Below are 12813 nucleotides of genomic sequence, written 5' to 3'. Positions count from 1 at the left end.
ATATCCAAAATTCGCGTGCTTGCATGTTTTACCCTGCCCAATAATACTGTATATGCATACAGATATTAAGGGTGACTCTTATGAAACTGATGGAACGCGTCAAGGCGACCCTGCGGGTCAAGCGCTATAGCTTCCGTACTGAGAATACCTACTGCTACTGGATTCGCTTTTACATTCGCTTTCACAATTTACCTCACCCTGACACTATGTCAGGTCGTGAAGTACAGCAATTCTTAGAATACCTGGCAATCGAGAGACGTGTGGCGGCTGCCACGCAGAACCAGGCACTCAATGCCATCGTATTTCTTTATCGCCATGTACTGGATCAACCGCTTGGAGAGATTGGCCAATTTAGCCGAGCTAAGCGCCCTCAGCGCTTACCAGTGGTGCTTTCCCATCAGGAGGTAATGGAGGTATTTCAGCACTTGTCTGGCTCTATGCTTCTCATGGCCTCACTTATGTACGGCTCAGGTTTACGTGTCTCCGAAGCCTGTCGGCTTCGCGTCAAAGATATTGATTTCACGCGGCAAGTTATCACTGTTCGTTCAGGAAAAGGCAACAAAGACCGAACCACACTGTTGCCACCTTCTTGCGTTCAGCCGTTACATACTCATATACAAATGGCAGAACAACAGCTGAACGCTCGCATTGAAGCAAACACTATTCCTGTGTCACTGCCTTATGCGCTGGACCGTAAATACCCAAACGCTGGCACTTCGCTTGCTTGGCAGTGGATTTTTCCTTCCTCCAAGCCTTGTTTCGATGAGTGGGGGCGAGTAGTACTACATCACATCCATACTTCTGCCGTACAAAAGGCCGTTAAATATGCCATGCGCTCTTCTTCTTTAACACGCCCTGGATCATGCCACTCTTTGCGGCACAGTTTCGCCACTCAGCTACTTAGCCAAGGTACTGACATTCGCACAGTTCAAGAGCTGCTGGGCCATAAAAGTATCGAAACCACCCAAATATACACCCATGTGCTAGGCAATGGCTTTGCGGGCGTTAGAAGCCCATTGGGTTAGTGAAGAGCAGACAAGCTTCAATAAAGCCCGTGCTTGATCAAGCTAACTCCCCTTGCATCTCCCCCACCCTCAGCCTAGACTCCGCTAACTAACTGCTTGACGGGGTGCCGGTGATATCCGGCTGAGATGGCGCAGGGCGTATCTGCTGATACTGCCAAAGCGCTGGTCCCGCTGAACCTGATCCGGCTAATGCGTTGCTCCTATGATGAGCGCGCGGGTACCGGCGTAGGGATCAAGCGATGGCCTTGGCTAGCTTTCACAATCGCACGCCACCTTCCACGCCATCTCCTCGATCTCCGCCCGCCCTCCGGATCACCACTACCGGAGGCATCATGGGCTACCGCTTTACTGATTTAACCACCGCTTGCCAAACCGATTGGCGCGCCTATATTGAGCACGATTTTGTACGCCAGCTGGGCAACGCTACGCTGCCTGAAGCGTCGTTTCGTCACTACCTGAAGCAGGATTACCTGTTCTTGATTCACTTCGCCCGCGCCTACGCGCTGGCTGCCTACAAAAGCCCCACCCTGGCGGATTTGCGCCAAGCCCATGAAGGTTTAAAAGCCATTGTGGACGTGGAGTTGGGCCTGCACGTGGGCTTTTGCCAGGAATGGGGCATTAGTGAAGAAGAACTAGCAGCCCTGCCCGAAGCCCGCGCCACGCTGGCCTACACCCGCTACGTGCTGGATACCGGCAACCGTGGCGACCTGCTCGATTTGCACGTAGCGCTGGCCCCTTGCTTAGTGGGCTACGGTGAAATCGCCAACTGGTTGAATGCCCAGCCAACCACCCTGCGCGGCGCGCAAAACCCGTTCGATGCCTGGATTGCCATGTACGAAGGCGAGGAGTTCCAGGCGGCCATGCAGGCAGAGCTTGAGTGGCTTGATGCCCGCTTGGCCGATGTCACCCCTGCCCGCTTTGCTGAGCTTGCCAAAATCTTCCGCGATGCCACCCGCCTGGAAATCGACTTCTGGCAGATGGGCCTGGAACTTAGCGAATAAGCCCCCTCACGCACGACCTAAAAACACCAAAAACAAAGGAAGACCACCGAAATGACTAAGACCGTTAAGAGTAAAACCGGCCACTTTTTAGCTGAAACCGCCCAGGTAGATGCCGCAGCCATTCAGCCGCTGCCCGCCTCGCGCAAGGTGTACGTAGAAGGCTCGCGGCCGGATATTCGCGTGCCGTTTCGGGAAATTACCCTCTCGCCTACCAAAACCAGCAGCATTGATGAACAGAACCCGCCGCTGCTGGTGTACGACACCTCCGGCCCCTACACCGACCCAGACGCCCGCATCGATTTGCGCAAGGGCCTGCCAGAACTGCGCCGCACCTGGATTGAGGAGCGCAACGACACCGAGTTTTTAGACGGCCCCACCAGCCATTACGGCAAGCGCCGTGCTAACGACCCAACGCTTGCCCAGCTGCGCTTTGACCTAACACGCACCCCGCGCCGTGCCAAAGCAGGGAAAAACGTTACCCAGCTACACTACGCCCGCCAGGGCATCATCACACCGGAAATGGAGTTTATCGCCCTGCGCGAAAACCAGCGCCGCCAGGCGTTGGGCACGGCGGAAGTAGAGCGCATTCTGGGCCATCAGCATGGGGGCCAGAGCTTTGGCGCCAGCCTGCCCAAGGAGATCACCCCAGAGTTCGTGCGCGATGAGGTGGCCCGTGGCCGGGCGATTATTCCCAATAACATCAATCACCCTGAATCCGAACCGATGATTATTGGCCGTAACTTCCTGGTGAAGATTAACGGCAACCTGGGTAACTCGGCGGTGACGTCTTCGATTGAAGAAGAAGTCGATAAAATGACCTGGGGTATCCGCTGGGGGTCAGACACCATCATGGACCTCTCCACCGGCCAGAACATCCATGAAACCCGCGAGTGGATCATCCGCAACTCGCCGGTGCCGATTGGTACGGTGCCCATCTATCAGGCGCTGGAGAAAGTAAACGGCATTGCCGAAGACCTCACCTGGGAAGTGTTCCGCGATACCTTGATTGAGCAGGCGGAACAGGGCGTGGATTACTTCACCATCCACGCGGGGGTGCTGCTGCGCTATGTGCCGCTCACCGCCAACCGCGTCACCGGCATTGTCAGCCGTGGCGGTTCTATTATGGCGAAGTGGTGTTTGTACCATCACCAGGAGAGCTTCCTGTATACCCACTTCGAGGATATCTGTGAGATCTGCAAGCAGTACGACGTGGCGTTCTCCCTTGGCGACGGCCTGCGCCCCGGCTCAGTCGCGGATGCCAACGATGAAGCGCAGTTCGCTGAACTCGAAACCCTGGGCGAGCTAACGAAGATCGCCTGGAAGCATGACGTTCAGGTAATGATCGAAGGCCCCGGTCACGTGCCCATGCACTTGATCAAAGAGAACATGGATAAGCAGCTTGAAGCCTGCCACGAAGCGCCGTTCTACACCCTCGGCCCGCTCACTACCGATATCGCCCCCGGTTACGATCACATTACCTCCGGCATTGGGGCGGCGATGATTGGTTGGTTTGGCTGTGCGATGCTCTGCTACGTCACGCCCAAAGAGCACCTGGGCCTGCCCAATAAAGATGACGTCAAAACCGGCATCATTACCTACAAAATTGCTGCCCACGCAGCAGATTTAGCCAAGGGCCACCCGGCGTCGCAGCGTCGTGATAACGCCCTTTCTAAGGCGCGCTTCGAGTTTCGTTGGGAAGACCAGTTCAACCTGGGACTAGACCCGGATACCGCACGGGAATTCCACGATGAAACCCTGCCGAAGGATTCCGCCAAGGTGGCGCACTTCTGCTCGATGTGCGGGCCGAAGTTCTGTTCCATGAAGATCAGCCAGGAAGTGCGCGACACCTACCGGGATCGCACACCTGAGAACGCCGCCGAGAGCGATGCGGAAGCGGTGAAGCGCGGCATGCAGGAACAGGCGGAGAAGTTCCGCCGGGAAGGCAGCGAGCTATACCAGGAGGTGTAGCCCGCCATCCACGGCGCTAAGCAGTGCTTAGCGCCACTTTTAATACGCCATCGCGCTGGTGGGAGAAAAGATCGTAGGCTTCGACGATATCCTCCAGCGCGAAGCGGTGGGTCACCATGGGGCCAAGATCTAGGCGCCCGGCGGCGATGGTGCTCATTAGTCGGCGCATGCGCTCTTTACCGCCAGGGCACAGCGAGGTAACAATCTTATGATCACCCAGCCCCGCACAGAAAGCACCCAGCGGAATCGTTAAGTCTTCGGAGTAAACGCCCAGGCTGGATAGGGTTCCGCCAGGTTTTAGCACCCGCAAGGCAGACTCAAAGGTTTGCTGTAGGCCGAGTGCCTCAATAGCCACATCCACACCCCGCCCACCGGTCAGCTTGAGAATTTCTTCCACGACATCCACTTTACGGAAATCTAGCGTGATATCCGCACCCATCTGTTTGGCTATCGCCAATCGCTCATCCACACCGTCTACCGCGATAATCATCCCGGCCCCGCGTAACCGTGCCCCTGCCGTGGCACATAGCCCAATCGGGCCTTGGGCAAACACCACTACGGTGTCGCCAATGTTGATACCGCCCGCCTCTGCGCCCGCAAAACCGGTCGACATAATGTCGGGGCACATCAACACTTGTTCATCGGTTAAGCCATCCGGCACCGGCGAGAGGTTGGCTTGGGCATCGGGCACCAATAAGTATTCCGCCTGGGCACCGTCAATGGTGTTGCCAAAGCGCCAGCCGCCCATCGGCTTATAGCCGTGGCTGTGGTGGTGGCCGCCATCTTGCGAGGAGCAGCCATCCTGGCAGGCGTATGAGGTAAAACTGGGGCAGATCGCACCGGCAATCACCCGCTGGCCTTCTTGGTAGCCTTTAACGTTGGCGCCGAGTTTTTCAATCACGCCCACCGGCTCGTGGCCGATGGTTAGGCCACGCTCAACCGGGTATTCGCCTTTTAAGATGTGGACATCGGTACCGCAGATGGTGGTGGTAGTCACGCGCATCAGTGCATCGTTAGGGCCGATATCGGGGATGGGCTTGTCGTCGATTTCGATACGGCCCGGCTCAATAAAAATGGCGGCTTTCATCATGGTAGGCATAGGACAATTCCTCACAGAGGGTAGTCATGGCACTTCACCATTAAGCGTAGGCTATTAAGCGCTAGCTGATGGCCACTAAAACTGCGCTATATCAAGTTTTAGTGGACTAAATAGACAGTGCTGCAAGGTCAACTTGCAGCGCTCATTGACGACATTAATTGCGTCTAAAGTTCTCATCCGGTGAAACCGGCGTAGGCTGGGTTCCTGCATCGTCCAAATCCGCCCATGGCTCGCGAGGCGCTTCCGTACGCGAACCGGTACGGGCTGCAAAACGCTCGTCGTGCAGTGCCTTAAGCAGCCCAAGCACCATTAAGATCACCACAACTGAAAACGGCAGCGCCGCCATGATGACCGCAGATTGCAGCGTTTCAAGCCCGCCAGCCAGCAGCATGACAGCCGTGAGCAGCCCAAGCGCCGCCCCCCAAATAATGCGGTGTGCGGTGGGCGGGTCCGGGTCGCCCCCGGCTAAAATCGTGTTAATCACTAGCGTGCCCGCATTGGCAGAGGTGATCAGGTAGGTAGCAATCAGCACCACTAATACGGCTGATAGCCCCACGCCCAATATGCCTAAATTCATCGCTGATACGGTCGCAAATAGCGCAGTTGCGACATTTTCATCTACCGCTTCGACAATGCCGCCCGACCCAAACAGTTCATGATAGAGCGCGGTGCCACCAAACAGGCCAATCCAGATAATGGTGATTACGGTAGGTACCAGCAGCACGCCCATCACAAACTCACGGAAGGTGCGCCCACGGGACACCCGGGCGATAAACATGCCGACAAACGGCGACCAGGCCAGCCACCACCCCCAGAAGAACACTGTCCACTCTGACTGCCAGCCGTCTGCAACAGTCGCGTTGGTATGAAAGGTCATGCCGAATATGTTTTGCAGGTAGTCACCGGCAGACTCGATGGTGAGTGCAATGAGGTACTGGGTAGGCCCGAACAACAGCATAAAGGCCACGACCGCAATGCTCAGCCAGAAGTTCGCTTCTGAAAGTAGGCGCACGCCACGCTTAACACCGGAGACCACTGAGAAGGTCGCCACGCTCATAATCACAGCGGTAATCAGCAGCTGTAGTTTGACCGAGGACTCCAGCCCAAACACGGCTTCTAACCCTGCATTCATTTGTTGAACGCCTAGCCCCAGAGTCGTCGCGATACCGAACACGGTGCCAAACACCGCGAGTAGGTCGACCATGTCACCCAATAGGCCATGGTTACGCTTGCCTAGAATGGGCTCCAACCCAGAGCGCACCGTCAACGGCAGGTTGCGCCGATAGGCAAAGTACGCCAGCACCAGGGCAACAAAGGAGAAAATCGCCCAGCCGTTCAACCCCCAGTGGAAGTAGGTAAGCCGCATGGCCACCCGCGCCGCCTCTGGGCTCATGCCTTCGGCAATAAAGGGGTTTTCTTGAAACTGCAAAATGGGCTGCGCGACCGCCCAGAACAGAATCCCGACCCCGGTGCCTGCGGCAAACAGCATCGAAACCCAGGAGAAAAACGTAAACTCAGGCTGCTCAAAATCGCCCCCCAAGCGCACGTTTTTATAACGCCCAACGCCTAGCCAAATCATAAACAGCAGCAAAAATGCCACCAGCAAGACGTAATACCACTCAAGAAAGGGGTTCAATGTGCCACGGATACGATCAAGGACTTCCGCAAGATGCTCAGTAAAAACCGCCCCATACCCTAAAGCAACCACCACCATAATAATGGCGATAAGCGTGACGCGGGCATTCATTCCCTTAAACAATCCCGACGTAGCTTGGCGATACATCACATCTCCTCATTAAGCTTTTGGGTTTTGTTTTATTCTAAACATATAGCGAAACCAACCCAATGCACCTGTATGGCTGCCAGAAAGCTTAACGCCAAATGCATGGCTAGCGCATAGGGAAGATGGTGGAAAGCAAGCTGGGTGATGAGCGTGGTAAATCTGCTTTTCGGGTAGTGATTAACAAGCCCATGGTGAGGAAACGCTGGACACTGCGGGGCGTAGCATTATAGCGATAACTACTTTCTTTTAATAACTATTTTTTTAAATCAGCTTGTGTAAACGCATACAGGGGCCGAAGGCCCCTGTATTAATAACTGCTAAGTATTTGCTAAGCGTTATTAATCTTTCAGTTTATCTTTGGCTTCACCCTTGCCTTTTTGCAGTTCGCCTTTCGCCTGCTGGGCTTTACCTTTAGCTTCTGTTTCGGTGCTATTGGTCATCTTGCCAGTCGCTTCTTTTACTTTACCCGCAGCTTTATTGGCCGTACCTTTGGTTTTATCTGTTTTACTATCAGTCATGACGAACACCTCTAATCCGTTAGTAGGGAGAGTGACGCATAGCACGTGTCAATCACACGGCTGTTATCAAGCGACACCTTACTAGCGTAGACCTTGTTAGAAAATTTGCTCAATTTTTTAAAACCTCAAACTACGCATTCCGCCAACAAACCATTAAGCCAATAGGCAAAAATAAAACACAGCCCGATTTATCCAAGCGTAAAAATAGTAAAACCCCACCGCTTGGAAGCGATGGGGTTTACAGTCATCTTGTATGGCGTAGCGAACGCACCCGCTTGTTTAGAAGCGGTAACGTAGACCTACACTGGCCGCATCAAACGTGTAGGCAGATTTATCCAGGTAGCGCATGTAGTCGGCGCCAATGGAAAGGTTGGGTGCTACATCCATCTCGGCACCTGCACCGTAGGAGAAACCGGTTTCACGATCGCGGTCAAAGTCTACTTCCGTGAAACCTGCCAAACCGTATAAGCGTACTTCTGGGGCGATAGGAATAATCCCCTTGGCATAGGCACCCACCAAGTGGTCTAGCTCTACATTACCGTCGGAGCCGCCGGTACCAAGATGGCCTTCAAGGGCAAAGTATTCGTTAAACTGCGCGCCACCGCGTAGGCGTAGACCGACATCATCCCGGGAGGAGCCACGGTCTGGGTCTAGGCTCCAGAACATAGCATCACCGCCCACGTAACCTTGCGGGTATTGAAAAGATTGCTGCGCTTGAGCCGATGCCGCGAAAGCACCCGCACCAACCAGAAGCGCTGCGGAGGTGAGTGATAAAACGGTCATCTTCATAGATAAAGCCTCAGTTAAAAAACAGTGTTTCCTTACGTTTTAGAAGTGTGGCTTAACCCTATAAAGAACGCAAATATTTTGCCGCGCTTGCTTTTAATTTCCTTTTTTCTTCACCTTTTCACCTACCTTTTGACAGGCTTAATACGACAATACCACCCACCACAACCGCACCACCGACTAACTGCCCTGGGCTAAGCATCTGCCCTAATACAAAATAACCAATCACCAAGGAGGCAACCGGTTCGATATTCATCACCGGCGCGTTACGCGCCATATCCAGGCGTGGCACGAAGATAAACAGTACCGAGAATGCCGAACCGTACAGGAGCGCTAAAAGCGTTAACCCCATCCAACCCGTGCTGTTTTCCGGCAGGCCCATTCCGCCTGGCACAGCCCCCAGTAGCCCACCGATAATCATCGCGATAAATACGGTTTGCATGGTGAGCAGGCTGCGTAATGTGCTGCCAACCCCTGCCAAGCGGTGCTCGGTGACCCATAGCGCGCAGGCAAACGCAAAGGCCGCGCTTAACCCAAAACCAATACCCGCCAGCCAGCCTGGCCCCATGGCATCGGCGTCCGCTATCCAGCTAGGAATATCGAGCACCACCAGCAGCCCAACTAAAATAGAGCCCATAATCACACAGCTGCGCAGCGAAGGCCGTTTGCCCCCCAACGCCCAACTTAATAGCGCCAGTTGAATCGGAAAGGTATTCACTAGCAGCAGCGCAATCACCACCGGCAGCCGCGCCACCGCTGAATAGAGGCTGACGCTTTGGATAGCGATTAATAACCCCACCGCTAATTGCCAGGGCCAGCTGCCCGGCGGTAGCCAAAGTCGCTTTTTTTGGGTAATGACCAATGCCAGCAAAATGAGGCAAGCCACCCCCGAGCGAGTGAGTACGGCCAGCAGGAGGCCAGTGCCGTTATCAAACGCCAAACGTGCCGACACATGGTTAGCGGCAAACATGGTGGCAACGGTCATCATCAGCAAAATAGCCAGATGCCGGGGGAGTAGCGCAGGGGGGGCAGTAGAAGACATAGCAGCAGAGCGGCTCATGGTAGGTATGATAAAAAGTAGCTAACCGATATTTTACATAGAAGGCTAACGAAATACCGCGCTAATATCCTGCAGCGCAGCATGTTAAACTAAGGTCTACCCCCTTTTTACGCTAACTACTTTACAAAGGTTGTTATGAACGCACCGGTGCTGGTTATAAATTGCGGCTCATCGTCTATTAAATACGCCTTGATTGATTCAGACCCACAGGCGCCACGCTTGGCAGGCTTAGCGGAACGTTTAGGCAGCGAAGAGGCACGTATAAAAGGCAAAAACAGTGCCGGTGAGAGCTTTACCCAAACGCTGCCCAATGCTGATCATGCAGAAGCCCTGAACGCCATTTTGGAGCGTCTTGAAGGCCGCATACCCGGCGCCGTTGGTCACCGCATTGTGCACGGTGGAGAACACTTTACCCAAGCAGCACTGATCGATGATAGCGTGATTGGCGCCATCAATGCGACGTCAGCACTGGCGCCTCTGCACAACCCGGCTAACTTGGCCGGTATTGCTGCTACGCAAAAAGTGTTCCCTGACCTTCCCCAGGTGGCTGTCTTTGATACCGCATTCCACCAAACCTTGCCGCCCCGGGCCTACCGCTATGCGCTGCCTGAAGCGCTCTACACTGAGCATAGCATTCGTCGCTACGGCTTCCACGGCACCAGCCACGCCTTTGTCAGCCAGCGTGCCGGTGAACTCAGCAGCCGGGGTGCTGGCGGCTGGTTAGTCGCTCATTTGGGCAACGGCTGTTCTACCAGCGCTGTGTGGAATAACCAAAGCCTGGATACCAGCATGGGCCTAACCCCGCTGGAAGGCTTGGTAATGGGCACCCGAAGCGGCGATGTCGACCCGAGCCTGCATGCTCACCTGCACCGCCAGCTTGGCTGGTCGCTGGATGAGATCGACAGCATGCTCAACAAACAGAGCGGCCTGCTGGGCCTTTCTGGCCTTACCAACGACATGCGTGAAATAGAAGACCAAGCATTGGCCGGGCACAGCGGTGCCCAACTGGCACTGGATGTATTCTGCTACCGCGTGGCCAAATCGCTGGCGGCGCTCTCCTGCGCTCTGCCCACCCTTGATGGCGTAATTTTTACCGGTGGTATTGGCGAGAACTCACCTACCGTGCGCCGTGAGGTGCTCGCCCTGCTGCCCCACTTTGGCTTCAACCTGGACGAGTCGACCAACCAAGCGACGATTCGTGGCAAAGAGGGCAAGCTGGATAGCGCTGGCCACAGCGGCCCGGAAGTGTGGGTGATACCCACCGATGAAGAGGGCCGTATCGCCATGGAAACTCGCCAACGCGTGGAGACCCCTGAATGAACAGTATTCCTGACCAACCCCAAGCTATCTTATTAGTGCCAACCAGCGTAGGCGCTGGGCTTACCTCAGCCTGCTTGGGATTAATTCAAGCGCTGGATACCATTGGCTTAAAGGCCGGTTTTTTAAAGCCGTTTATGCAGAATGAATTAAACGGCCCAGGGCTAGACCGCTCCACGGCGCTGGTATCGCGCACGCTTAACCAGCGTCCGCCATCGCCTATTTCTCAGGCACGCCTGGAGCGTTTGCTACGTGATGACCATACCGATGAGCTGATGGAAAACGTGGTCGAGCTTTACGAGCAGGTTACCCAGCAGGCTTACCGGGATGGCAGTGCTCTGGATCTAATTGTGGTCGAGGGGGTCGTGCCCACCCAGCACACTACCTACGCAACCCAGACCAACGCGCAGCTAGCCGATGCGCTGAATGCGCGGATCATCCTGGTCGGTACCGGCGATTTACACCAACCTCAGCGGCTAGCCGAAGAGCTAGATATGCATGCCCGCAGCTTCGGTGGCGTTAGCTCCACCCGAACCCTGGGCGGCATTTTAATGCGGATGAAGAACCTCCCCTACGGGCAGGAGGACGACCTATCTGCTGCGCCAGGCACTATTAAGCCGCAGTTAGAAGAGCCGGTGCTTAACGAACTGCGCCGCTACTCACCCGCGCTGGCCACGGACAGCTTTCACCTGATCGGTGTGGTGCCCTACAGCAAAACATTAAGCGCGCCGCGCACGTTAGATGTTGCCCGTGCGTTAAATGCCAAAATGCTGAATGAAGGAGATGCGGCCAGCCGCCGGGTCCTCTCAACCAGCCTCTGCGCCCGTAGCGCGGCCAATGCGCTGCATATTTTCAAACCCGGCAGCTTGGTCGTCGCCTCAGGCGACCGTGATGATGTGGTGCTGGCCTCGGCTCTGGCCACCATGAACGGCACTCAGCTAGCGGGCGTTTTGCTCACCAACGGCTTTATGCCTAACGACAACATGATTGAAATGTGTCGCCCGGCACTCAAAACCGGCCTACCGGTACTCGCGGTTGAAACCGACAGCCTTACCACGGCACAAAACCTGAGCCAGCTCAGCGGCGAAATCCCTATGGACGATTTCGAGCGCGCCGAACAGGTCGCCCGCTACGTGGCCGCTCACCTTGATTTAGAGTGGCTGAAAGCCAAGCTCAGCCGGGGCTATACCCGCCGCCTCTCGCCCTCTGCTTTTCGTCATCAGTTGGTCAAACGCGCTCAGCAGGCTAAAAAGCGCATTGTCCTACCCGAAGGTGATGAGCCACGCACCATCGAAGCGGCGATCATCTGCCAGCGTCGCGGCATTGCCGACTGTGTGTTGCTGGGCAAGCGTGATGATATTGAAAACGTTGCGCGCAATCGTGGCCTGACGCTACCCGACGCGCTAACGATTATCGACCCAGAAAGCAGCCGGGCGGATTATATTAGCCCGATGGTGGAACGCCGCCGTGGCAAACTCAACGAGATCACCGCAGAGGCCCAACTGCAGGATAACGTGGTGCTCGGCACCATGATGCTGCAGCTAGATGAAGTGGATGGGCTAGTATCTGGCGCGGTACATACCACCGCTAATACGGTTCGCCCTGCCTTTCAGCTGATCAAAACCGCCCCCGAATATAAGCAGGTGTCGTCGATCTTCTTTATGCTGCTGCCCGAACAGGTAGTGGTGTACGGCGACTGTGCGGTGAACCCAGACCCTGATGCCGAAACCCTGGCCGAAATCGCCCTGCAAAGTGCTCGCTCGGCAGAAGCCTTTGGCATCGAACCCCGTGTTGCCATGATCAGCTACTCCACCGGCGACTCTGGCACTGGAGCCGATGTGGATAAAGTGCGCGAAGCCACCCGCATCGCCAAAGAGCGGGCGCCGCATCTTGCCATCGACGGCCCACTGCAGTACGACGCCGCGGCTATTGAGAGCGTTGGCAAGCAGAAAGCCCCGGACTCCCCGGTAGCAGGCCGTGCCACGGTGTTTGTGTTCCCCGACCTCAACACCGGCAACACCACTTACAAAGCCGTGCAGCGCAGCGCCCGAGTGGTTAGCGTTGGGCCGATGCTGCAGGGCTTGAACAAACCGGTCAACGATCTTTCCCGAGGTGCTTTGGTCGACGATATCGTTTACACCATCGCCCTAACTGCCATGCAGGCCAGCCAGCGGGAAAGCTAAGCTATTAGAACGGCCAACAGAATAGAATGGCTAACATAGAGGCCCCGACATTGCTCGGGGCCTCTATGTTAAT

General features: G+C 55.5%; 10 protein-coding genes and 1 other annotated feature. Of the genes, 5 read left to right on the top strand and 5 right to left on the bottom strand.

Translation table 11 applies throughout. The features are described 5' to 3' along the window. The first annotated feature begins 80 nt into the window (after nt 1-80). The 3 genes from BB497_07755 to BB497_07745 all read left to right on the top strand — a co-directional run bounded on the left by BB497_07755 (nt 81) and on the right by BB497_07745 (nt 3994). Nucleotides 81-1025, top strand: coding sequence for a recombinase XerD (locus BB497_07755; protein AVI62606.1), 945 nt, complete (start codon nt 81-83; stop codon nt 1023-1025). 90 nt (nt 1026-1115) lie between these two features. Beyond that, nucleotides 1116-1274 (top strand) — a binding site (TPP riboswitch). An 83-nt stretch (nt 1275-1357) separates the two neighbouring features. Next, complete coding sequence (locus tag BB497_07750; protein AVI62605.1) at nt 1358-2026, top strand: thiaminase II; 669 nt, start codon at nt 1358-1360, stop codon at nt 2024-2026. Between the two features lie 51 nt (nt 2027-2077). Continuing rightward, entirely contained in the window at nt 2078-3994 is a 1917-nt protein-coding gene (locus tag BB497_07745; protein ID AVI62604.1) for a phosphomethylpyrimidine synthase ThiC, read from the top strand. Between the two features lie 16 nt (nt 3995-4010). Here BB497_07745 and BB497_07740 read toward each other — a convergent pair whose 3' ends face one another. The 5 genes from BB497_07740 to BB497_07720 form a co-directional block, all read right to left on the bottom strand. Next, a complete protein-coding gene (locus BB497_07740) occupies nt 4011-5093 on the bottom strand; it encodes an alcohol dehydrogenase (protein AVI62603.1) in 1083 nt (360 codons plus the stop codon). A gap of 154 nt (nt 5094-5247) precedes the next feature. Next, nucleotides 5248-6876 carry a choline transporter gene (locus BB497_07735; protein ID AVI62602.1) on the bottom strand — a complete coding sequence of 543 codons (1629 nt, stop codon included), beginning with the start codon at nt 6874-6876 and terminating at the stop codon, nt 5248-5250. 338 nt (nt 6877-7214) lie between these two features. Next, complete coding sequence (locus BB497_07730; protein ID AVI62601.1) at nt 7215-7394, bottom strand: CsbD family protein; 180 nt, start codon at nt 7392-7394, stop codon at nt 7215-7217. A gap of 279 nt (nt 7395-7673) precedes the next feature. Continuing rightward, a complete protein-coding gene (locus tag BB497_07725; protein ID AVI62600.1) occupies nt 7674-8183 on the bottom strand; it encodes a hypothetical protein in 510 nt (169 codons plus the stop codon). A gap of 118 nt (nt 8184-8301) precedes the next feature. Beyond that, nucleotides 8302-9222 carry a hypothetical protein gene (locus tag BB497_07720; GenBank protein ID AVI62599.1) on the bottom strand — a complete coding sequence of 307 codons (921 nt, stop codon included), beginning with the start codon at nt 9220-9222 and terminating at the stop codon, nt 8302-8304. 153 nt (nt 9223-9375) lie between these two features. On the opposite strand from BB497_07720, the gene BB497_07715 reads away from it, so the two are divergent. Together BB497_07715 and BB497_07710 are read left to right on the top strand one after the other, a co-directional pair. Then, a complete protein-coding gene (locus BB497_07715; GenBank protein ID AVI62598.1) occupies nt 9376-10560 on the top strand; it encodes an acetate kinase in 1185 nt (394 codons plus the stop codon). Then, entirely contained in the window at nt 10557-12740 is a 2184-nt protein-coding gene (locus BB497_07710) for a phosphate acetyltransferase (protein AVI62597.1), read from the top strand. Before BB497_07715 ends, BB497_07710 begins: the two co-directional genes overlap by 4 nt. Nucleotides 12741-12813: the final 73 nt, after the last annotated feature.

The sequence above is a fragment of the Halomonas sp. GFAJ-1 genome, from assembly GCA_002966495.1.
Lineage (GTDB): Bacteria > Pseudomonadota > Gammaproteobacteria > Pseudomonadales > Halomonadaceae > Vreelandella.
Note: the sequence above shows the minus strand (reverse complement) of the source record. Positions and strands in the feature narration are given on the sequence as shown.

Bases quoted from the DNA above. Each gene is read 5' to 3' on its own strand.
- BB497_07745 (AVI62604.1), top strand. From the start codon at position 2,078: ATGACTAAGACCGTTAAGAGTAAAACCGGCCACTTTTTAGCTGAAACC.
- BB497_07715 (AVI62598.1), top strand. From the start codon at position 9,376: ATGAACGCACCGGTGCTGGTTATAAATTGCGGCTCATCGTCTATTAAA.
- BB497_07720 (AVI62599.1), bottom strand. From the start codon at position 9,222: ATGTCTTCTACTGCCCCCCCTGCGCTACTCCCCCGGCATCTGGCTATT.
- BB497_07735 (AVI62602.1), bottom strand. From the start codon at position 6,876: ATGTATCGCCAAGCTACGTCGGGATTGTTTAAGGGAATGAATGCCCGC.
- BB497_07750 (AVI62605.1), top strand. From the start codon at position 1,358: ATGGGCTACCGCTTTACTGATTTAACCACCGCTTGCCAAACCGATTGG.
- BB497_07730 (AVI62601.1), bottom strand. From the start codon at position 7,394: ATGACTGATAGTAAAACAGATAAAACCAAAGGTACGGCCAATAAAGCT.
- BB497_07740 (AVI62603.1), bottom strand. From the start codon at position 5,093: ATGCCTACCATGATGAAAGCCGCCATTTTTATTGAGCCGGGCCGTATC.
- BB497_07725 (AVI62600.1), bottom strand. From the start codon at position 8,183: ATGAAGATGACCGTTTTATCACTCACCTCCGCAGCGCTTCTGGTTGGT.
- BB497_07755 (AVI62606.1), top strand. From the start codon at position 81: ATGAAACTGATGGAACGCGTCAAGGCGACCCTGCGGGTCAAGCGCTAT.
- BB497_07710 (AVI62597.1), top strand. From the start codon at position 10,557: ATGAACAGTATTCCTGACCAACCCCAAGCTATCTTATTAGTGCCAACC.